The organism is Bradyrhizobium sp. Kon56, from assembly GCF_055807635.1.
Genome location: NZ_JBVVOU010000001.1, coordinates 576767 through 598655, shown reverse-complemented (window position 1 = coordinate 598655; position 21889 = coordinate 576767). Strand labels below are relative to the sequence as shown.

19 protein-coding genes are annotated in these 21889 nt (G+C 64.6%); 1 reads left to right on the top strand and 18 read right to left on the bottom strand.

What is annotated here, in order from left to right:
• Positions 1 to 292 precede the first annotated feature (292 nt).
• The 6 genes from AC0L3B_RS02700 to AC0L3B_RS02675 form a co-directional block, all read right to left on the bottom strand.
• Positions 293 to 1789, bottom strand: a complete 1497-nt coding sequence (locus tag AC0L3B_RS02700; RefSeq protein WP_018458643.1) for an ABC transporter substrate-binding protein — start codon at positions 1787 to 1789, stop codon at positions 293 to 295.
• Between the two features lie 55 nt (positions 1790 to 1844).
• On the bottom strand, positions 1845 to 2849 hold the full coding sequence (locus AC0L3B_RS02695; protein WP_018458642.1) for an ABC transporter ATP-binding protein: 1005 nt from the start codon (positions 2847 to 2849) through the stop codon (positions 1845 to 1847).
• Positions 2846 to 3859 (bottom strand): ABC transporter ATP-binding protein, encoded by a 1014-nt coding sequence (locus AC0L3B_RS02690; RefSeq protein ID WP_473379963.1) that lies wholly within the window; start codon positions 3857 to 3859, stop codon positions 2846 to 2848. The genes AC0L3B_RS02695 and AC0L3B_RS02690 overlap by 4 nt, the downstream gene beginning before the upstream one ends.
• Before the next feature lie 2 nt (positions 3860 to 3861).
• A complete protein-coding gene (locus AC0L3B_RS02685; RefSeq protein WP_018458640.1) occupies positions 3862 to 4755 on the bottom strand; it encodes an ABC transporter permease in 894 nt (297 codons plus the stop codon).
• Entirely contained in the window at positions 4752 to 5702 is a 951-nt protein-coding gene (locus AC0L3B_RS02680) for an ABC transporter permease (RefSeq protein ID WP_026233628.1), read from the bottom strand. The genes AC0L3B_RS02685 and AC0L3B_RS02680 overlap by 4 nt, the downstream gene beginning before the upstream one ends.
• A 99-nt stretch (positions 5703 to 5801) precedes the next feature.
• Positions 5802 to 7223 (bottom strand): amidase, encoded by a 1422-nt coding sequence (locus tag AC0L3B_RS02675; RefSeq protein WP_026233627.1) that lies wholly within the window; start codon positions 7221 to 7223, stop codon positions 5802 to 5804.
• Between the two features lie 121 nt (positions 7224 to 7344).
• On the opposite strand from AC0L3B_RS02675, the gene AC0L3B_RS02670 reads away from it, so the two are divergent.
• A complete protein-coding gene (locus tag AC0L3B_RS02670) occupies positions 7345 to 8232 on the top strand; it encodes a LysR family transcriptional regulator (protein WP_018458637.1) in 888 nt (295 codons plus the stop codon).
• A 7-nt stretch (positions 8233 to 8239) separates the two neighbouring features.
• Here AC0L3B_RS02670 and AC0L3B_RS02665 read toward each other — a convergent pair whose 3' ends face one another.
• From AC0L3B_RS02665 to chvE, 12 genes are all read right to left on the bottom strand, one after another.
• Positions 8240 to 9175 (bottom strand): carbohydrate kinase family protein, encoded by a 936-nt coding sequence (locus tag AC0L3B_RS02665; RefSeq protein ID WP_018458636.1) that lies wholly within the window; start codon positions 9173 to 9175, stop codon positions 8240 to 8242.
• Positions 9176 to 9180: 5 nt separating this feature from the next.
• The gene (locus AC0L3B_RS02660) at positions 9181 to 10827 is read right to left on the bottom strand and encodes an FGGY-family carbohydrate kinase (protein ID WP_026233626.1); all 1647 of its coding nucleotides are present in this window, start codon (positions 10825 to 10827) and stop codon (positions 9181 to 9183) included.
• 38 nt (positions 10828 to 10865) lie between these two features.
• Positions 10866 to 11639 carry an SDR family NAD(P)-dependent oxidoreductase gene (locus AC0L3B_RS02655; protein WP_018458634.1) on the bottom strand — a complete coding sequence of 258 codons (774 nt, stop codon included), beginning with the start codon at positions 11637 to 11639 and terminating at the stop codon, positions 10866 to 10868.
• 30 nt (positions 11640 to 11669) lie between these two features.
• Positions 11670 to 12677 (bottom strand): ABC transporter ATP-binding protein, encoded by a 1008-nt coding sequence (locus AC0L3B_RS02650; RefSeq protein ID WP_018458633.1) that lies wholly within the window; start codon positions 12675 to 12677, stop codon positions 11670 to 11672.
• A gap of 16 nt (positions 12678 to 12693) precedes the next feature.
• Positions 12694 to 13524, bottom strand: a complete 831-nt coding sequence (locus AC0L3B_RS02645) for a carbohydrate ABC transporter permease (RefSeq protein WP_026233625.1) — start codon at positions 13522 to 13524, stop codon at positions 12694 to 12696.
• 3 nt (positions 13525 to 13527) lie between these two features.
• The gene (locus AC0L3B_RS02640; RefSeq protein ID WP_026233624.1) at positions 13528 to 14400 is read right to left on the bottom strand and encodes a carbohydrate ABC transporter permease; all 873 of its coding nucleotides are present in this window, start codon (positions 14398 to 14400) and stop codon (positions 13528 to 13530) included.
• 90 nt (positions 14401 to 14490) lie between these two features.
• Positions 14491 to 15744, bottom strand: a complete 1254-nt coding sequence (locus AC0L3B_RS02635; protein WP_018458630.1) for an ABC transporter substrate-binding protein — start codon at positions 15742 to 15744, stop codon at positions 14491 to 14493.
• Between the two features lie 428 nt (positions 15745 to 16172).
• Complete coding sequence (locus tag AC0L3B_RS02630) at positions 16173 to 17123, bottom strand: sugar-binding transcriptional regulator (RefSeq protein WP_247300158.1); 951 nt, start codon at positions 17121 to 17123, stop codon at positions 16173 to 16175.
• Positions 17124 to 17131: 8 nt separating this feature from the next.
• Positions 17132 to 17791, bottom strand: coding sequence for an HAD family hydrolase (locus tag AC0L3B_RS02625; protein ID WP_018458628.1), 660 nt, complete (start codon positions 17789 to 17791; stop codon positions 17132 to 17134).
• 67 nt (positions 17792 to 17858) lie between these two features.
• A complete protein-coding gene (gene mmsB / locus AC0L3B_RS02620; RefSeq protein ID WP_018458627.1) occupies positions 17859 to 19049 on the bottom strand; it encodes a multiple monosaccharide ABC transporter permease in 1191 nt (396 codons plus the stop codon).
• A complete protein-coding gene (gene mmsA / locus AC0L3B_RS02615; protein WP_018458626.1) occupies positions 19046 to 20623 on the bottom strand; it encodes a multiple monosaccharide ABC transporter ATP-binding protein in 1578 nt (525 codons plus the stop codon). The genes mmsB and mmsA overlap by 4 nt, the downstream gene beginning before the upstream one ends.
• A gap of 185 nt (positions 20624 to 20808) precedes the next feature.
• Positions 20809 to 21882: a multiple monosaccharide ABC transporter substrate-binding protein gene (chvE, locus tag AC0L3B_RS02610; RefSeq protein WP_018458625.1), complete on the bottom strand. Its 1074-nt coding sequence runs from the start codon at positions 21880 to 21882 to the stop codon at positions 20809 to 20811.
• Positions 21883 to 21889: the final 7 nt, after the last annotated feature.

Sequence of the window (21889 nt, the reverse complement as noted above, 5' to 3'; positions counted from 1 at the left end):
ACGCATGAGGGTTCCGAACGTTCAAAAGTCGGGGGAGCATCGAGCGGCCCAATCAAACCAAGCGGGCGCGGCCTTCTTCGATGATGCCATCATGCCAGTGTTTTGCCCGACGCGTCAACGGCATCGCGCGACGCGCAACTCATCAATCGCGTCGCGCGCAAGTCATTGAAATCACTACCCTCGGCTACTGTGCATGGGGTTGTTCTTCAGGTTTTTTGTTTGGACCGGTCTCGTGACGATCTCTTCCGTTGGGAGAGATCGTCACCGACATCGCGCAATCGACATGCGCGCCCTACTCCCACGCCCATGTCGAGAAATCGTTCTCGTATTGGGGTACGTCCTTCCAGACGCCCTTCAGCTTCTTGTTGGTGATGGTGATCAGCTGCGGCTGGTACAAATAGCCCGAGACTGCATCGGTGGCCAGCATGCGCTGGGCGTCGCCGAGAAGCTTGGCACGGGCGGCTTCATCCGGCGTCGACACGATCTGCTTGTAGAGCGCATTGAAGGCGTCGTTGTTGTAGCCGAGATAGTAGTCCGGCTCGGTGATCTTGACGAGATCGAACGGCTCGACATGGCTGACGATGGTGAGGTCGAAATTATGCGGACCATTGCCGGCAAACACCTGCGACAGCCATTGCGCCCATTCGACGTTCTCGATCTTGGCGATGATGCCGACCTTGGCAAGCTGGGCCGCGAGGACCTCGCCGCCCTGGCGCGCATAGGACGGCGGCGGCAGCTTCAACGACAGCTCGAGCGGGGTGGTAACGCCGGCTTCGGCCAGCAGCTTCTTGGCCTTCTCGGGATCGTAGGGGTTGATGCCTGTCGTGTCGACATAGCCGAGCGCGCCCGGCACGTAGAAGCTTCCGATCGGCGTGCCGAAACCGTCGACCGCACCGTCGATCATCGCCTTGCGATCGATCGCGGCGAGGATGGCACGGCGCACGCGAACATCGTCGAGCGGCTTTTTGCGATGGTTGATACCGACGATGGTCTTGGCCCTGGAGCCGCCGACCATAACGTTGAAGCGCGGATCCGCCTTGAACTGCGCGATGGTGCGCTGGGCCGACACCCGGGGAAACGCGTCGACGTCGCCCGACAGCAGCGCCGCCGTCTGTGCGGACGGATCGGAGATGAAGCGGATCGTCACCTTCGCGAGCTTGATCGCGGCGGCGTTGCGATAGTCAGCCCATTTGGTCAGGGTCATCGAGGAGCCCTTGGCCCAGGCGCCCAGCTGATAGGGCCCGGTCCCGACCGGCTGCGTGATATTGGTGGCAGCGCTCTTCGGCTCGACGATCGAGCCGCTCGCCTGCCCCAGCAGGAACGGCAGGTTCGGCTCGGAATTTTTCAGGCTGATCACGACCGTGTCGGCGTCGGGCGCATCGACCTTCTCGAAGCTCTGGAACAGGCTCTTGTCCTTGTTGGTGCTGGTGGGGACCGCGTTGCGCTCGAACGAGAACTTCACGGCTGCGGAGTCAAACGGCTCGCCGTTGTGGAACTTGACGCCCTTGCGCAGCTTGAACGTATAGGTCTTCAGATCGGGCGCTGCAGTCCAGCTCTCCGCCAGCAGGGGCGAGGTGGTGCCGTCCTCGTTGATCTTGGTCAGGGTCTCATAGATGTTGTAGAGCGTGACCTCGGCGATCGCGGCGGCGGCGGCGTTGGTGGGATCGAGCCCCGGCGGTTCCAGCGCCATCGCCATGACGACGCTGTCCTTCTTGCTCTGAGCCAGCACCGGCAACGGAGCAGCGGCAAGTGCGGCGGCGAATGCGACGATCGATAGTTTCCTGAACATGCGTAACTCCCCGGCCTTGTCTTGTCTCAAGCCTACGCCAATCCTGCCGCGGACGCTAACCTTCCACGGGCAATTGCGGCAACGCCATCACGGCTTCCGCCTTGTGGCAAGCGGCCAGATGCGTCTCGCCCACCTTGCGTAGCTCAGGCAGAACCTCGCGGCAATGCTGGTCGGCTAGCGCGCACCGCGAGACATAGGGGCAGCCGGTCGCGGCCGCCGATTGCGAGGCGATCGCCTGGGCTCCGCGCCGCCGCCGGCCTCCGCCGGCGCGCACCCGCGGCACGGCCTCCAGCAGCGCTCGCGTATAGGGATGGGCGCAACGCTCGAACAAATCCTCAGGCCTGCCCTGTTCGACGATCCGGCCCAGATACATCACCGCGACCTCGTCGCAGAGATAGTCGACGACGGCCAGGTCGTGGCTGATCAGGACGTAACTGAGGCCGAACTGCTCCTGGAGGTCCTGCATCAGGTTCAAGACTTGCGCCTGCACGGAAACGTCGAGCGCGGAGACCGGCTCGTCGGCGACGATCAGCTTCGGCTGGGTGATCAGCGCGCGCGCAATGGCGATGCGCTGGCGCTGGCCGCCGGAGAACTCGTGTGGATATTTCTCCATGTCGGCATCGCGCAGACCCACCTGCCGTAGCACTGCGGAGACGCGGGCACGTAGCGTCGTGCGATCAATCCCCTCCAGCACGGTGAGCGGTTCGGCGACGATGCGCGCGATGGTCTGGCGCGGGTCGAGCGATCCGTAGGGATCCTGGAACACCATCTGGAAATCGCGGCGGGCGCGGCGCAACTCGTCGGCGGAGATGCGGTTGAGGTCGCGGCCGAGCAGCGCGACCTGCCCCGATGTCGGCCGCTCCAGCGCCATCACCACCCGCGCGAATGTCGACTTCCCGGAGCCGGATTCGCCGACGATGCCGAGGCTCTTGCCGGCGTCGACCCGCACGCTGACACCGTTGAGCGCGCGCACCTGCCCGGGCGGGCGGAACACGCTTTCGCGCGGCAACGTGTAGCGCTGCTCGAGATCCTTCACGTCGAGAAGAGGCGCCGTGCTCATACGGTCAGCGCTCCGACGCGTTCGGCCATCGACACGTCCGTCCGGATGCAGCGCACGAAATGGCCCGGTCCGACGTCCACCATTGCTGGAAGCGCAGCCCGGCACTGCTCGATCACGAGCGGACACCGATCGGCGAAGGTGCAACCGGAAGGCAGATCGGCGAGCTCCGGCACCGTGCCCGATATCGTCGTCAGCCGCGTCCCCTTGCGTGCGCCGAGTTTCGGTCGGGCGCGGAACAGGCCCTGCGTGTAGGGATGGCCCATCCGGCGGAACACCTCGTCGGTCGGTCCGCTCTCGATGATCGTGCCGCCGTACATCGCCATCATGCGCTGCACGTTCTCGGCGATGACGCCGAGATCGTGCGAGATCAGGATCATCGACATGCCGCGCTCCTCGACGAGATCGGCGATGAGGTCGAGGATCTGGCCCTGGATGGTGACGTCGAGCGCCGTGGTCGGCTCGTCCGCGATCAGAAGGTCGGGCTCGCAGGCGAGCGCCATCGCGATCGTGACGCGCTGACGCTGGCCGCCGGAAAACTGGTGCGGATAAGCGTCGACGCGCCTGGCCGGATCAGGCAACCCGACGCGGTCGAGCAAGGCGATCGCCTCTCGCCGCGCCTGCGATGCCGAAAATTTCCTGTGACGCCGCAGCGGCTCGGCGACCTGGTTGCCGATCGTGTGCATCGGATTGAGCGCGGTCATCGGCTCCTGGAAGATCATGCTGATGCGATTGCCGCGCAGCCGACAATATTCCGCGTCCGACAAACCAGCGAGTTCGCCGCCATCCAGCTTGATGCTGCCGGTGACGGACGCGCTATCCGGCAGCAGCCCCATCAGCGACAACGCGGTGACCGACTTGCCGCAGCCGGATTCGCCGACGAGCCCGAGCGTCTCGCCGCGCTTCAGCGCAAAGCTGACGCCGCGCACGGCCTGCGCCGGCCCGCGGCTGGTGTTGAGGCGCACGCCGAGATTGACAACCTCGATCAACGGCATGGACGAGCGCTCGCTCATCATCATCGCTCCCGCGCCAGTCGAGGGTCGAGCAGATCGCGCAGTCCGTCGCCGAGCAGATTGAGGCCGAGCACCGCGATTGCAATCGCAGCACCCGGGTAGACGGCGAGCATCGGCGACTGGAACAGCAGCGACTGCGCGTCGTTCAGCATCCGTCCCCAGGACGGCTGCGGCGGCTGCGTGCCGAGACCGAGATACGACAAGGCGGCTTCGGCAAGGATCGCGAGCGCAAACTGGATCGTCGCCTGTACGATCAGAATCGACATGATGTTGGGCAGCACGTGCTCGATGGTGATGCGAAAGCGCCCTTTCCCCGCGGCGCGCGCGGCCAGCACGAATTCGCGCGCCCAGATCGCGTTGGCCGAGCCGCGCGTCAGCCGGATCAGCGTCGGGATCTGGAAGATGCCGATGGCGACGATCGAGGTCACCATGCCGGGCCCGACGACCGCGGCGAGCATGATCGCCGAGAGCACGGCCGGAAAGGCGAAGGTGAAATCGGAGAAGCGCATGATGATCTCTTCGGTCCAGCCGCGCCTGGCCGACGCGATGAGGCCGAGACAGACGCCGAAGGTGAGGCCGATGCTGACCGCGATGATGCCGACCATGATGGTGGAGCGGGCGCCGGCGAGCAGCAGCGAAACGATGTCGCGGCCGAAGACGTCGGTGCCGAGCCAGTGCGCGGCCGAGGGCGGCCGGAGCTTTGACGCGATGTCGATCTCATAGGGCGACCAGGGCGTCCACACCAGCGACAGCAGCGCCGAGGCGAGAACCAGCAGGCTCAGCGCGCCGCCGAGCACGAAGCTGCGATGACGCAGCGCGCGGCGCCAGAAGGTCCGGGCCGGCAGAGGGCGCGCTACGGCCGGCGCGTCGACGAGGGTGGTCAACGGCGCGCTCACAGATCGTGGACCTTGATGCGGGGATCGACGAAGGCATAGAGCACGTCGACCACGAAATTGACGATGACCACCATGGTCGCGAGCAGCATCACGCAGTTGCGCACCACGATGAGGTCGCGGTTGGCGATCGACTGAAAGATCAGGCGGCCGAGCCCCGGCAGATAGAACACGTTCTCGATCACGATGGTGCCGGCGAGCAGATTGGCGAATTGCAGGCCCATGACCGTCATCACAGGGATCATGGCGTTGCGCAGCACATGACTCCACAGTACCTCGCGCTTGCCGAGGCCCTTCGCGCGCGCCGTGCGGACGAAGTCTTCGCGCAGCACTTCCAGCACAGCCGAGCGCGTGACGCGTGCGAGGATCGCGGCCTGCACGACCGCAAGCGACACCGCCGGCAGCAGCAGCGACTTGATGCCGAGCCAGACGCCGTCCTCCCAACCGGGAAAGCCGCCCGCGGAGAGCCATTGCAGCCGTACCGAGAACAGTAGCACCAGCAGGATTGCGAACCAGAAATTCGGCAGCGCGATGCCGATCTGCGTCAGCGACATCACGCCGACGTCGCCGAGCTTGTTGTGGTTGGCGGCGGTGTAGATGCCGGCCGAGAGCGCCAGCGTCACCGTGATCAGCATGGACATCATCGCGAGCGGAATGGTCAACACCAGCCGCTCCACGATCAGGCTGGCGACCGGTGTGCCGTAGACATAGGAGTTGCCGAGATCGCCGACGAGCAGCCCTTTGATCCAATGCAGATAGCGAACCGCCAGCGGCTGGTCGAGCCCGAGCTTGACGGTGAGCGCGCGGACCGCATCTGGCGAGGCGTCGGCGCCCATCAGCATCTGCGCGGCGTTGCCCGGAAGCGCATCCAGCACCAGGAAAATGATCACGGACGCGCCGACCAGCGTCGCCAGCAGGGTCAGCACACGTCGGAGGACAAATACGCTCATGCGCGCTCGGATTCAGGGCTCATCCGCAGCACGATCAACATGTCCGAGCATCGGAGGCAAGTGCTTTGCGAACAAGTCCCTTGCGGCATGTGCCTCACCTCAGCCGGGCCAGCGGGACAGGAGGTCATGCGACGCCTCGAACAGCGCGCTCACGCGCAGCAAGTCCGCATCAGCGCGGAAGCGGCCGACGAGTTGCAAGCCGATCGGCAGGCCGTCGCGGCCGAAGCCGCAGGGCAGACTGAGCGCGGGGTGTCCGGTCATGTTGAACGGCATGGTCCAGGGGAACCAGTGCGGCCGGACGCTGTCAAACTGCTTGCCGTCGATCTCGATGGTGCCGAACAGGTCCTGATCGATCGGCAGGGCGGTGCGGGTGAGGGTCGGCATCGCCAGCAGATGCCCATGCGCAAGCAGGGACTGCACCCGGCGGAACAGCGCCGTGCGCGCGAACATCGCCTCCTGATAGGCAACGCCACTGAAGTCGGTGGCGAGCGCAAGCTGCCTGAGGAAGGCCTCGCTCAGCGCGTCCCCATGCTCGGCCGCGAATTTTGCAAAGCGCGTCCGCCAGACCGTGTGATTGATGGCGCGCCAGATCGGCTCGATGTCGAACCCCTCGCCCGAAAACTCCTCGAGCTCGGCACCTAGGCCCGCAAGTCGATCGAGGCTCGCCTTGAAGCCGGCCTCGACGTCGACAGATACCGGGCGTCCGGGTGGCGACAGGCAATACAGGATTTTCTGCCCACGCAGATCGCCACGCGGGGCGGCCGTGCCGATGAAGTCGGGCACGGGAACGCCGATCGACCAGGGATCGCAAGAATCCTCGCCGGCCATCGCCTGCATCATCAGCGCGGTGTCGGGGACGGACCGCGTCATCGGCGTGACATAGGTCTGGTTGCCGAACACGTCCAGCGCCTGGCTATGCGGGATGACGCCATTGCTCTGCTTCAGCCCGACCACGCCGTTGCAAGCGGCGGGAATCCGCGTCGAGCCGCCGCCATCGGTTGCGATCGCAAGCGGCGCGATGCCGCTCGCCACCGCCACCGCCGCGCCGCCACTGGAGCCGCCCGACGAGCGCTCGGCGCTCCACGCATTGCGGGTGCGGCCGAACAGCGGCGAGTCGGTCAGGCATTTGCTGCCGAATTCGGGCGTCGTGGTCTTGCCGATCAGAATGGCGCCTTCCGCACGCAGCCTTGCAACCGCGACGGCATCCTCGTTCGGAACATTATCCTTGTAGGGAATGGCGCCGAAACTGGTCGTGACACCCCTGGTGTTGACGATGTCCTTGACGGTTGCGGGGATGCCGTGCAGCAGGCCGAGCGGCTCGCCCGCCATCAGCTTGCGCTCGGCTTCGCGCGCGGCGGCAAGCGCCTCGTCGCCGCAGATCGTGATGAAGCAGTTCAGCTCAGGCTGGAGCGCTTCGGCGCGGGCGAGCACCGCGCGGGTGAGCTCGACGGGCGAGATCTGCTTTGTCGCGATGAGACCGCGCAGCACGGTTGCGGATAGCAGGCAAGGATCGCCGTTCATCGTCACATCGCTCCGAAGCGGGCCGCCGTTGGCCGATAGCATTGACAGCCAGGATGACAGTTTTGTTAACTCGCCGTCCAATACGATTTTGAGCACCAACCCATACGATTTCGGTATGCCAATGGATCTTCGCCGGCTCCGCTATTTCGTTGCCGTCGCCGAGGCGCGCAGCGTCGGCAAGGCGGCCGAGCGGCTGCGGATGGCGCAGCCGCCGCTCTCGGTCCAAATCCGCAAGCTGGAGGCCGAGGTCGGCGCGCCGCTGTTCCGCCGCGGCACGCGCGGCATGGATTTGACCGAAGCGGGCCAGGCGCTGCTGGCGCGCGCCGGCGAGGCGCTGGCGCTGGCGGCCGACGGCATCGAGGCCGCGCGCGCGGTCGCGGCCGGCAGCCGTGGTCGGCTGTCCGTCGGCTACATGTTCGTACTGGCGAACGCGATGCTGCCGCGTCTCATCCCCGAGTTGCGGCGATCCGTTCCCGGCGTCGATCTCGATTTCGCCGAGCTCAGTGCCACGACGCGCGAGCCGCGTCTGCTCGACCGTAGCGTCACGGTCGCGCTGTGCATGCCGGCGATCCACCATCCCGAGATCCAGGTGGCCCGAATCGGCGCGCAGCCGTTCGTGCTGGCCGTGCGAAACCGTTCGCCGCTTGCGCGCCTGAGCGCGGTGTCAATGACACGACTACAAGGCCGTCCGCTGATCGCGTTGCCGCCGCCGGAGCGCGACCCCTCCTCCTCCGCGGTCGCGGCCCTGCTGCGGCGGCATCAGATCGTGATGCCGATTGCGAGCCGGGTAGAGACAGTGCATTCGGCGATGAACCTGGTTCTCGCCGGTGAAGGCCTCGCCATCCTGCCCGCCTGCGCCCAGCTCGGGGCGCCGCGCGGCATCGTGTTCCGGCCGTTGCGGGATGCGACCGATTCCATCGACATCGCGGTCTGCTGGCGGCGGGATTCTCACAGCCCGCTGATCCGGACCTTCCTCAAATGCGCCGAGAAGGTCGTGGCACCGCTGTGACGCGACGCTACAAGCTCCAGATAATCTCGTGACTCCACGGCGGATCGGCACCGGGACGGGTGCAGGTGAGACCGGCGCAATTGGCAGCAAAGGATAGTGCACCGCGAAGCTCGTCCGCGCCGATATCCTTCAGTTGCTGTCGGGCGAGGCGTCCCTGCTTGTGCAGGGCGAACAACAACGCCGCCTGAAAACTGTCACCCGCGCCGATGGTGTCGGCGACCACGACCTTGGGGGCGGCGACCTCGATCTGTCCTGCCCCCGCATGCCACGCGATCGCACCGTTGTCGCCACGGGTGATGACGACGAGGCTCGCGCCGCGTGCAAGCAGCGTGCTCGCACGCTGGTGATACGGCTCGTCGGCGAACAGATAGGTAAAATCGACGTCTGACATCTTGATGAGATCGGCACAGCCGGCAAACTCGGCCATGCGGGCGAGATAAGCCGGCTTGTCCTTCACGAGGTTGGGCCGGCAGTTCGGATCAAAGGAGATTGTCGAGGACGCTCGTGCGTCCACGATCAGGGCCATGGTCTCGCTCGCGCCCTGGTCATTGACCAGCGTGGTCGAGCCGACATGGAGAACTTCGACCGTATCGAAGGGAATAGAGCCGCGCCGGTAGGTCCAATTCCGCGTCGCGGTCTCGGCGTCGTAGAAAGCATAATGCGACTCTCCCGCAACGATACGCACGAAGGCGAGCGTGGTCTGGTGATCGCTGCTTGTGGCGAGACCGAGCTCGACATTGGATACAGCGGCGTGGTCGGCGATCATGCGCCCGAACATGTCCGTCGAGATCCCGCCGACAAAGCCGGTCGGCGCGCCGAGCCGCGCCATGCCGATTGCGACGTTGAGGCAGGAGCCGCCGACCGCCGGCATCACCGCTTCGCGCCCGTCGGTATTTCGCGTCGGGACAAAATCGATCAGCGCGTCGCCGCAGGAAATCAACATCCGTTTCAACCTCCGGCCATTCCACGCATCGCCGCGCGGCTGCCGCGATCGACCTCGCGCAGCAACTTGTAGACCTCGCGCTTGCGGGCGTGAAAGGCGGCAATGTCGGGCGTAGTGGGCTCGCTCTTCCGTCCCAACGCCGACATCTTGGCCATGGTTTCGCCGATCGAGGCATAGGCGCCGCCGGCGACTGCGCCGAGCATCGCGGCGCCGAGCAGCACGGGCTCCCTGGTCTGCGGCAGCGCCACGGTGAGGCCAGTCGTATCCGCCATGATCTGCCGCACCAGCGGACTGCGGCTGGCGCCGCCGCCCATGATCATGATGCTGGAATGGACGCCATGCGCGGTAAAGGCCTCGATCACCTCGGCAAGCCCATAGGCGAGCCCGCACAGACCGGCGACGAACAGCCGTTCCATCGAGGCGATGTCGGTGTCGAGATCGAGGCCCGCGATCACCGCGCGCGTGTCAGGGTCGGCATAGGGCGAGCGGTTGCCGATGAACTCAGGAAGCACATGGACGTTGCGGGCCAGCAGCACGGCGCGGCTGGCGCCGCCTGCGCGCGCGATGATGCGGCGCTCGAGAAACTCGATGAGGTCGAGGCCCTCGCTGCGCGCCGCCACGCTCGCCTCGGCGTGGCCGGGATGCGACTTGAGAAGATGGTCGATCGCAGCGCCCGCAGCCGACTGCCCGCCCTCGTTGAGCCAGAAATTTGGTACCATGCCCGAATAGTAAGGACCCCACACGCCCGGTACGAAGCACGGTTCTTTCGTCGTCGCCATGATGCAGGCCGACGTTCCCATGATGTAGGCGAGGCGGTCGCAGACATCTGTCGCGCCCTCCGATTCATCGCGGCCGCCGATGGCGCCGATGCCGCCGGCATGGGCATCGATCAGGGACGCTCCGACCGGCGTGCCCGGTGACAAGCCGAGATCGGCAGCTGCCGTACCGGTTAGACCGGCGCCGAGCCGCGTGCCAGGCGCGACGATCTCGGTGCCGATGCGGGCGTATTTCTCGTTGACGAAGTCCGACAGGCCGATGCGCTTGAAGAATGGCGCGCTCCAGCCACCGCCGTCATGCGCGAGGTAGTTCCATTTGCAAGTGACCGTGCAGGTCGAGCGTTGCAACGAGCCGGTGGCGCGCCAGGTCAGGTAATCCGCCAGATCGAAGAAGTGCCCTGCGGCGTCGAAGCTCGTGCGCATGTGCCGCTTCAGCCACAGCAGTTTCGGCATCTCCATCTCGGGCGAGATCGAGCCGCCGACATAGCGCAGCACGGCATCACCGGTTTCGTTGATCAGCCGCGCCTCGGCCGTGGCGCGGTGATCCATCCAGACGATGACGTTGCGCTGCCGGTCGCCGGAGGCGCTGATGGTGAGCGGCTCGCCTTGCCGGTCGAGCACCACGAGGGAGCAGGTGGCGTCGAAACCGATACCGCCGACGCTGTCGGGCGCGATTGCAGCTTCCGCCATCACGGCCCGCACCGACGCCGTGCAAGCGTCCCAGATATCCTGGGACGACTGTTCGACGATGTCACCGGCCTCGGGCCATATCCTGATCGGATGCCGTGCGATAGCCAGCAAGGTGCCCGCCTCGTCGAACACCCCTGCCCGCGTGCTTGTGGTCCCTACATCGACGCCGATATACGCTCGCGGCATTGTCGCCCCCGGAAGCTCTCGTCAGTTTTGACGCAAGCCTACCAGCAAGTGTAGCCGCCATCCACCAGCACGATGCTGCCGGTCATCAGGCTCGCGGCCTCGGACGAGAGAAAGAGCACCACGGAGGCGATCTCCTCGACCTGCCCCATCCGCGCCATCGGGGTTCCACCGATCCAGGCGTCGTACATTCTCGGATTGCTCTTCACGAAGGCGTTGAGCGGCGTCTCGATATAGGTCGGCGCCACCGCGTTGACGCGGATGCCGCGCGCGCCCCATTCGGCGGCGAGCGATTTCGTCAGATGGTGCACGCCGGCCTTGGACGCATTGTAGAAGCACTGCTCCTGCGGCTTGTTGACGATGAAGCCGGACATCGAGCCGACATTGACGATGGCGCCGCTCTTCGCCTTGAGCATGTGCTTGCCGAACTCGCGGCAGCACCAGAAGGTGCCGTTGAGATTGACGTCGATCACATTGAGCCAGTGCTCGTCGGTCACGGTCTCCGCCGGCGTCTCGCTGCGGGCGATGCCGGCGTTGTTGACGAGGATGTCCACCTTGCCGTGCCGGGCAACGACGTCGTTGGCCACTTCCGCCACGCGCTTGGTATCGGTGACGTCCATGATCGCCGTCTCGGCGTCATACCCCTTCGCCTTCAGGCTGGCTTTTGCACTGTCGGCGACCTTACTGTCGCGATCGCCGATGACGACCCTGGCGCCGGCTTCAGCCAGCGCTTCGGCGCAGGCGAAGCCGATGCCTTGCCCGCCGCCGGTGATGAAAGCGGTCTTGCCGTTCAGCTTGAATTTTTCCAGGTACATGTTGCTTTTTCCGATTCTTGCCGTTTCTTGTCAGCCCCGGATGGCGCTGCCGCTTGCGTCGAAGCGATGGATGCGCGCGGGCTCCGGCAGCAGCGATACATGGTCGCCGGCGTGCAGGCTCAACTCACCGATGTAGCGCGCCGTCAGCATGCCGAGCTGACCGGCATCGACATAAAGGAAGGTGTCGCTGCCGAGGTGCTCGGCCACCGCGATCGTTCCCTGCCAGCCGCCGGCACCGTCGCGCTCGATCTTGAGATGCTCAGGCCGTACGCCGATCGTTGCTGCGCTCTTCTGCAAGGCGTGCTCGCCGGTCACGAAGTTCATCTTGGGCGAGCCGATGAAGCCGGCGACGAAGAGGTTGGCCGGCTTCTCGTAGAGCTCCAGCGGCGAGCCGTATTGCTCGATCTTGCCGCCGTTGAGCACCACGATCTTGTCGGCCATGGTCATGGCCTCGACCTGGTCGTGGGTGACATAGATCGCGGTGGTGCCGAGCTGCTTCTGGAGCCGCGTCACCTCGATCCGCATCTGCACGCGCAGCGCCGCGTCGAGGTTGGAGAGCGGCTCGTCGAACAAAAACGCCTTGGGCTCGCGGACGATGGCACGCCCGATCGCGACGCGCTGGCGCTGGCCGCCGGAGAGCTCGCGCGGCTTGCGATCGAGATAGGGCGTGAGGTTCAGCGTTGCGGCGGCGGCCTCGACCTTACGGTTGATCTCGTCCTTGGCCAGCCCCGCCATCTTCAGGCCGAAGCCGATGTTGCCGCGCACGCTCATATGCGGATAGAGCGCATAGGACTGGAACACCATCGAGAGCCCGCGCTTGGCCGGCGGCGTGTCGACCACGTTCTTGCCGTCGATCAGGATCTTGCCGCCGGAGACGTCCTCGAGCCCCGCGATCAGCCGCAAGAGCGTGGTCTTGCCGCAGCCCGACGGCCCCACGAACACCACGAACGACCCATCGGCGATCTCCAGGTCCGCGCCCTTGATGATGTGCACGGGGCCGAAGGATTTCTGCACGTCCTGAAGTGTGATCTGACCCATGATCCGGCAGCCCTTCCTACTTTACCGCGCCAAAGGTGAGCCCGCGCACGAGCTGCTTCTGGCTGAACCAACCGAGGACGAGAATGGGCGCGATCGCCAACGTGGAAGCCGCCGACAGCTTTGCCCAGAACAGCCCTTCCGGGCTCGAATAGGACGCGATGAACGTGGTGAGCGGCGCAGCGTTCGAGGTCGACAGATTGAGCGTCCAGAACGCCTCGTTCCAGGCCAGGATCAGGTTCAGCAGCATGGTCGATGCGAGCCCCGGGATCGCCATCGGCGTCAGCACGTAGATCAGCTCGCGGCCGATGGTGGCGCCGTCCATGCGCGCGGCTTCCAGGATGTCGCGCGGAATCTCCTTGAAATATGTGAACAGCATCCAGATCACGATCGGCAAGTTTCCGAGACACAGGATGAAGACGAGGCCGATGCGGGAATCGAGCAGGCCGAATGACTTGTAGATCAGGTAGATCGGCACCAGCACGCCGACCGGCGGCATCATCTTGGTCGAGAGCATCCAGAGCAGGATGTCCTTGGTGCGCTTGGTCGGCGAGAACGCCATCGACCAGGCCGCGGGGATCGCGATCAAAAGCGCGATCAAGGTCGAGCCGCCCGCGATGATGATCGAGTTCATCGCGTGGAGGACATAATCGCTGCGCTCCTGCACCGTCGCGTAGTTTTCCGTGGTCCAGTGGAAGAACAGGAAGGACGGCGGGATCGCGAAAGCCTCGAGCTCGGTCTTGAAGCTCGCCAATACCATCCAGAGGATCGGGAAGAAGATCAGGAAGCCGAAGAACCACGCCCCGATGGTCGAGACCACCACCCGCTGCCTCGTCGCCGTACGCGCCATGTCTTATGCCTCCAGGTTGCGACCGACGATACGGACGAGGAAAAAGGCAACAACGTTGGCGATCACGACAGCGACGAGGCCGCCTGCCGAGGCAGTACCGACATCGTACTGGATCAGTGCCTGCGAATAGATCAGGAAGGCGATGTTGGTGGTCGAGAGTCCCGGGCCGCCGCCCGTGGTGACGTAGATCTCGGCAAAGACGGTGAGCAGGAAGATCGTCTCGATCAGGATCACCACCGTGATGGGGCGCGCGAGGTGCGGCAGCGTGATGTAGATGAAGGTCGAGACCGCGCTGGCACCGTCCATTTCAGCGGCTTCCTTCTGCTCCTCGTCGAGCGACTGCATCGCGGTGAGCAAAATCAGGGTCGCGAACGGCAGCCATTGCCAGGACACGATCAGGATCACGGCGAGCAGCGGCGCGTCGGTAAACCAGTCAATCGGCGTCAACCCGAACAGCGAGGCGATCCAGGCAAACAGCCCGGACACAGGATGCATCAGCAGGTTCTTCCAGACCAGCGCGCTCACCGTCGGCATCACGAAGAACGGCGCGATCACCATCAACCGCACGATGTTGAGGCCGATCACCGGCTGGTCGAGCAATAGCGCCAGCGGAATTCCGAGCAGGACGGTCAGCGCCAGCACCGAGCCGACCAGCACCAGCGTGTTCTGTAGCGAGGCGAGGAACGCGGGGTCGGTGAGGAAGTAGCGGAAGTTTTCCAGCCCGACGAACGCTTCCGAGCCGGGATCGAGTAAGCTGTAATGCAGCGTCGAGAAATAGATCGTCAACGCGAGCGGGACGATCATCCAGATGAACAGCAGCCCGACGGCCGGCGTCAGGAGCGTCCGTGCGAGAAGCTGCGTCTGCCGGGTTGCCATTCTTGGCTTCTCCGCTTGCGGGAAGAAGGCGGCCATCCACCTGGAGCGGTGGATGGCCGCAAGTCTGAGCTCAGGAGGGAGAGCTCGAGCTCACTTGATGTAACCCGCGCGCTTCATCTCGCGCTCGGTTGAAGATTGCGCCGCGGTGAGCGCGGCATCGACCGTCATCGATCCCGCAAGCGCGGCCGAGAATTGCTGGCCCACCTGCGTACCGATGCCCTGGAATTCGGGGATGGCCGCATATTGCACGCCGACGTAGGGCACCGGCTTCACCGTCGGCTTGTTCGGATCGGCGGCATCGATCGAGGCCAGCGTCAGCTTGGCGAACGGGGCGACCTTCAGATAATCAGGGTTTTGGTAGAGCGAGGTTCGGGTGCCCGGCGGCACGTTCGCCCAGCCCTCCTTCGCAGCCACGACCTTGGTGTAATCCTTGCTGGTGGCCCAGGCGATGAACTTCTCGGCGGCTTCGGCCTTCTTCGAGCCGGCGGGAATTGCGAGGCTCCAGGCCCACAGCCAGTTGGCGTTCTTGCCGAGCCCGGTGTTGGGCGCCAGCGCGAAGCCGACCTTGTCGGCGACCTTGGAGTCCTTCGGGTTGGTGACGAACGACGCCGCGACGGTGGCATCGATCCACATTGCGCACTTGCCGGCATTGAACAGCGCGAGGTTCTCGTTGAAGCCGTTCGAGCTCGCACCGGGAGGGCCGGCCTGCTTCATCAGGTCGACATAGGTCGTGAGCGTCGCCTTCCATTCCGGCGTGTTGAACTGCGGCTGCCACTTCTCGTCGAACCAGCGCGCGCCGTAGGAATTGGCCATGGCGGAGAGGAACGCCATGTTCTCGCCCCAGCCGGCCTTGCCGCGCAGGCAGATGCCGTAGACGCCGGCGCTCTTGTCGGTGAGCTTCTTGGCGGCGTCGACGACGAAATCCCAGGTGGGGCTTTCCGGCATCTTGAGGCCGGCCTTGTCGAACAGGTCGGTGCGGTACATCACCATCGAGCTCTCGCCGTAGAATGGCGCGGCGTAGAGCTTGCCGTCGACCGAGACCGCATCCTTGATCTTGGGCAGGAGGTCGGCGACGTCGTAGTCGGCGCCGAGATTGGCGAGCGGCACCAGCCAACCCTTCTTGGCCCAGATCGGCACCTCGTAGGTGCCGATGGTGAGGACGTCGAACTGGCCGCCCTTGGTGGCGATGTCGGTTGTGACGCGCTGGCGCAGCACGTTCTCTTCCAGCGTCACCCATTTGACGCTGATATCGGGGTTCTTCTTGGTGAATTCACCCGTCAGCCCCTGCATGCGGATCATGTCGCCGTTGTTCACGGTGGCAATCGTCAGGGTCGTTTCGGCCATCGCGGGGACAGCCAGCAGGACAGACGCGCCACAGACGGCGCCGAGGACGTGTTTCACGGTGACCTCCCTAAGCTCGCGCTTTTGAGCATATGCCCACGCGTTGGGCGTATGTTCGGCTGAGGGCGGGCCGTTGTCAAGCAGGCGCGCGGACGTTTCGGCAACTTATGAGTGCTGCGACGCGGGGGAGCTCGTGCGTCGCCCTCCCCGTCATGCCCCGCGAAGGGGCATCCAGTACTCCGTGCCGTCTGTCGGTTTGCCTCAGCGGCGCTGCGGCGTCCTGGATCGTCCGCCTGCCGCCTTCGCTAAACCTTCGGCGCCCCCAGACCTCAACCCCGGCGAAGCCTTGGCGTAGCCGGGTCGCGGACGACGACAGCGGCGTGGGTGGCGAAATCCCTGCCTCGCGCCCCGCGCGGAAACGACGAACCGCCTCAGCGCTCCAGAATCGCCCTTGCGGTCGCCTCGTCCGTAATCAGACCGTTGATCAGCCGCCCATTCAGCGCCGCCGCGATCGCCGGCACCTTGGCTGCGCCGACGGCGGCGCCGATCGTCGTGGTCTTCGCCGGGACCTCCGGCGGAATGCTGGTCAACCGTTTGTTGGTGCCGGCCTTCAGCAGGCGGCCCTTGGAATCATAGGCCCAGCCCGTGATCTCGCCGATCGCCCCTTGCCGCATCATCTCGAACAATTCGTCGCGGGTGACGAAGCCGTCGACATGGACCTGCGCCTTCTGGTCCATCTGGCCGATGCCGACGAGGCGCAAATCCGCCTTGGCCGCGACGGCCTTCACCTTCGCGATCGGCTCGATCCGGACCATCTTGTTGCGCTCGTCCTCGGACGACATCAGGAACGGTAGCGGCATCGGGTAATGCCGTGCGCCGGTGCGATCGGCGAGCCGGCCGACGGTATCGTAGAAGCTCGCAGAACCGTCGGCGGAGATGTTGCCGACGAGCGAGACGATCTGGTGATTGGGCCGGTCGATCGGCGTGACGCGCTCGACCGCGGCGCGCACGGCGCGTCCCGTCCCGAGCGCGACGATGACGGGGGTTTCCGAACGCAGAGTGGAATCGAGCAGGTTGGCGCAGCGTTCGGCTATGCCCGCTGTGGCCTGCGGCGCGGCGGGATCAGCCGGCACCACCTCGCAATAGGTAAGCTCGAAACGCTCCTTCAGACGCGCCGCCAATTCCATGCACGCGGCGATGGGGTGTTCGAGCCGGAAGGTGATGAGCCGTTCGGCGAGACATAGCGACACCAGCCGCTGCGCCGACGCGCGCGACACCTGGAGCATCTTCGCGATCTCGTCCTGGGTGTGACCGGCAATGAAATAGAGCCAGCCGGCACGCGCGGCGTCGTCGAGCCTGGACTTTTCGTTCTCGGCGGCCATGGCAGGCGTCAGTCATCCTTCCAGAAATCGATCATGCGCGCGAAGACCCGGTCGGCCCCCGCACCCGACAATATAGCCTGCCCGTCGCGTCCGCGATAATGGCTGCCGCCGGCAAATCCCCAGACCGTCATGCCGGCCGCCTTGCCCGCCTGCACGCCGCTCGCACTATCCTCGATCACCAGCGTGCGCGCAGGTTTCGCGCCCATCTGCTCGGCCGCGTAGAGAAAGAGATCGGGCGCCGGCTTGCCGTGCCTGACCATCTGCGCGGTGTAGATCCGGTCGCCGAAATGCGCCCGCAGGCCGGTGACGTCAAGGGAGAGCGCGACACGGTCGATGTCGCTGGAGGAAGCCACGCAGAATGGTGCCCGCAGGCCCGACAAGATCATATCGACATCAGAAACCGGATGAAGCGCCTTTTCGAACGCCATCAACACGCGCGACTTCAGCCGGGACGGAAAATCGACCGGCATTGCGTGGCCGAGCTCGCGATAATGCCGAGTAATTGCGCTCGTGCTTCGTCCAAGGAACAGCTCCAGCGCTTGTGCAAGTGTCAGCGATATCCCGGATTCGGACAGCTCGTCCGACAGGCATTGACAGCTCAACAGCTCGCTGTCGACGAGCACACCGTCGCAATCGAAGATAATGAGATCGAACTGACCAGGATCCATCCGGCCATTCGATCATATGCTCACCTGTTGAGCAATAGCTCACTGAAGCCGATCGTAGTCGGCGGCCTCATCTCCGCTGATTATAAACGTCGATGCACACCGCCCCGAGCAGGACCAGGCCCTTGATGACCTGCTGATAGTCGATGCCGATGCCGAGGATGGACATGCCGTTGTTCATCACGCCCATGATCATGGCGCCGACCACGGCGCCACCGACGCGGCCGACACCGCCATAGGCCGAGGCGCCGCCGATGAAGCAGGCCGCGATGACGTCGAGCTCGAAGCCGAGGCCCGCCTTCGGCGTTGCTGTGTTGAGGCGCGCGGCGAAAACGAGGCCGGCGAGCGCAGCGAGCACGCCCATGTTGACGAAGGTGAGGAAGGTCAACCGTTCCGTCTTGATGCCCGACAGGCTTGCCGCTTTCGCATTGCCGCCAACCGCGTAGACCTGCCGACCGATGACGGTGCGGCGGGTGACGAAACCGTACAGCGCGATCAGCGCGGTCATGATGACCAGCACGTTCGGCAGACCGCGATGCGAGGCGATCAGATAGGTGAAATAGAGCACAGCGCAAGCCAGGAGAATGCTCTTGCCGAGGAAGAACGCGTAAGGCTCGACCTCGATGCCGTGCAGCTGCTCGCGCGAGCGCCCCTTGGAGCTGGCGTAGACGAGGCCGAGCGCGAGCACCGCACCGACCAGCATCGACGTCGGATGCAGCGTGCCGGCCTCGGGCAGCATCTCCGGAATGAAGCCGGAGGACAGCTTCTGGAAGGTGGCCGGGAACGGTCCTAGTGACTGGCCTTGCAATACCGCAAGCGCGAGGCCCTTGAACACCAGCATGCCGGCCAGCGTCACGATGAAGGACGGTATCTTGAAATAGGCCACCCAATAGCCCTGCGCGGCGCCGATTGCCGCGCCCAGCAGCAGGCAGGCGATAAAGGCGAGCGTGTAGTCGACCTTGTAGGTCACCATGAGCACGGCAGCCACCGCGCCGACGAAGCCCGCGACCGAGCCGACCGAGAGGTCGATATGGCCGGTGACGATGACGAGCAGCATGCCGAGCGCCATGATAACGATGTAGCTGTTCTGGAGCACCAGATTGGTCAGGTTGAGCGGCTGCAGTAGCGTGCCGCCAGTCATGACCTGAAAGAACAGCATGATCGCGATCAGCGACATCAGCATGCCGTAATTGCGCAGATTGTTCTTGATGAAGCTGCCGTGCCGACCCTCCTCGGGCAGCGAAACCGTCTTGTCGGTCATGGCTGTGATCCTCCCATCTCCGCACCCGCAAGGGCGCTGCTTCCATAATTTCTGTCGTTGCGCATGATGGCGCGCATGATCTTTTCCTGCGTCGCATCACGTCCCTTGAACTCGCCGACGAAGGCGCCGTCGTTCATGACACAGATGCGGTCGCAGATGCCGAGTAGCTCGGGCATCTCCGAGGAGATCACCACCACGCCACGGCCGGCTTCTGCAAGCTCGTTGATGATACAGTAGATCTCGTATTTGGCACCGACGTCGATGCCCCGGGTCGGCTCGTCCAGGATCAAGACCTTGGGGTCGGTCATCAGCCATTTCGACAGCACGACCTTTTGCTGGTTGCCGCCGGAGAGCTGGCTGGTCTCCTGATAGACGTCGGAGCAGCGGATGCGCATCCGGTTGCGGTAGTCGCTGGCGACCTTCAGCTCGGCGATGTCGTCGATGACGTGGCGAGGAGCGACCTGGTCGAGGCTTGCGAGCGTGATGTTCTTGCGGACGTCGTCGGCGAGGATCAGTCCCAGCTGCTTGCGGTCCTCCGTGACATAGGCAAGGCCGGCGTCGATCGCGGCCGCCACGTTGGGCAGCACGATCTCATGATCCTCGAGCCGGATGCGACCGCTGATCGTGGTGCCCCACGACCGGCCAAACAGGCTCATGGCGAATTCGGTGCGGCCGGCGCCCATCAATCCGGCAATACCGACGACTTCGCCGCGCTTCACGCTGAAATCGACGTTCTTGATCACCTGCCGCTCGGGATGGATGGGATGGTAGACCGACCAGCTCTCGACGGTGAGAACGGGCTCGCCGATCTTTGCGCTGCGCTCCGGAAAGCGGTGGGCGAGATCGCGGTTGACCATGCTGCGGATGATGCGGTCTTCCTGGATCGGCTCGGCGTGGCAATCGATGCTGTCGACGGTGCGGCCGTCGCGCAGCACCGTGATGTGGTCAGCGACCTTGGCGACCTCGTTGAGCTTGTGCGAGATCAGGATCGAGCCGATACCCTGCGCGCGGAACGCCATCAGCCGCTCCAGCAGTGCGGCGCTGTCGGCCTCGTTGAGGCTCGCGGTCGGCTCGTCCAGGATCAGCATCCGCACCCGCTTGGACAGCGCCTTGGCGATCTCGACCAGCTGTTGCTTGCCGACGCCGAGATCGGTGATCAGCGTATCCGGCGATTCCTTGAGGCCGACCTGCGCGAGCAGGTCGCGCGTGCGCCGATACACCTCGTCGCGGTCGATGACGCCAAGCTTTGACGGCGGATGCGACAGGAAGATGTTTTCGGCAATCGACATCAGCGGGATCAGCGCGAGCTCCTGATGAATGATGATGATGCCGAGCGCCTCGGAATCGTTGATGTCGCGGAAGCGGCGCTCCTCGCCATCGAAGATGATGGTGCCCTCGTAGCTGCCGGCCGGGTAGACGCCGCTGAGGACCTTCATCAGCGTGGACTTGCCGGCACCGTTCTCGCCGACGAGGGCGTGGATCTGCCCGGCTTCAACCGAGAAGTTGACATCACGCAGCGCCTGCACACCGGAAAAGCTCTTGCTGACGTTACGCATCTCCAGCATTGCGGTCATGATTTCACGTCCCTCAATCAGTGTTAGATCACCTCTCCCCGCTCGCGGCGAGAGGTCGGATCGCATCGTTCGATGCGATCCGGTGAGGGGGAGTCTCCGCGAGACGCACTGCTTCCTTCCTCGCGGAGGCTTCCCCTCACCCTAACCCTCTCCCCGCAAGCGGGGAGAGGGAAAAGAAAAGAAGCCTACTGGAACTGCGACTTCTTGTAGTAGCCGCTGTCGACCAGGACCTTCTCCCAATTGTCCTTGTAGACCACGACCGGCTTGAGCAGATAGGACGGCACGGTCTTGGCGCCGTTCTCGTAGGTCTTGGTGTCGTTCACGGTGACCTGCTTGCCGGCAAGCGCAGCGTCGACCATGTCGGCGGTCACCTTGGCGAGATCGCGGGTGTCCTTGAAGATGGTCGAATACTGGTCGCCGCGCAGCATCGCCTTGATCGAGGGCACCTCGGCATCCTGGCCCGAGATGATAGGCATCGGCTGGCCGGCGCTGCCATAACCGACGCCCTTCAGTGAGGAGATGATGCCGATCGACAGGCCGTCATACGGCGACAGCACCGCGTTGACCTTCTTGTTGCCGTAGTAGGCACTGAGCAGATTGTCCATGCGGGCCTGCGCGGTGGCGCCGTCCCAGCGCAAGGTCGCGACCTTATCCATGCCCGTCTGGCCGGAGACGACGACGAGCTTGCCGCTGTCGATGTACGGCTTCAGCACGCTCATCGCGCCGTTGTAGAAGAAGTAGGCGTTGTTGTCGTCGGGCGAGCCGCCGAACAGCTCGATGTTGAACGGGCCCTTGCCGTCCTTAAGACCGAGGCCCTGCACGATCGATTCGGCCTGGAGCACGCCAACCTGGAAATTGTCGAAGGTGGCGTAATAGTCGACGTTCGGCGTGCCGCGGATCAGGCGGTCATAGGCGATCACGGTGATGCCTTTTGCTTTCGCCTGCTTGAGCACGTCGGAGAGCGTGGTGCCGTCGATCGCGGCGATTACCAGCGCTTTCGCGCCTTTGGTCACCATGTTCTCGACCTGCGAGAGCTGGTTCGGAATGTCGTCCTCGGCATATTGCAGGTCGGTGTTGTAGCCGCGCTCCTTCAGCACCTTCACCATATTGTTGCCATCGTCGATCCAGCGCGCCGACGATTTGGTCGGCATGGCGATGCCGACTGTTGCTTTGTCCTGGGCCGAGGCGGTGACGCCCGCGGCCATCGTCGCAGCGCCGGCCAGCGCCAGCGCGAGGAAGGTGGTCTTCAGTTTCAACATGTTTCAC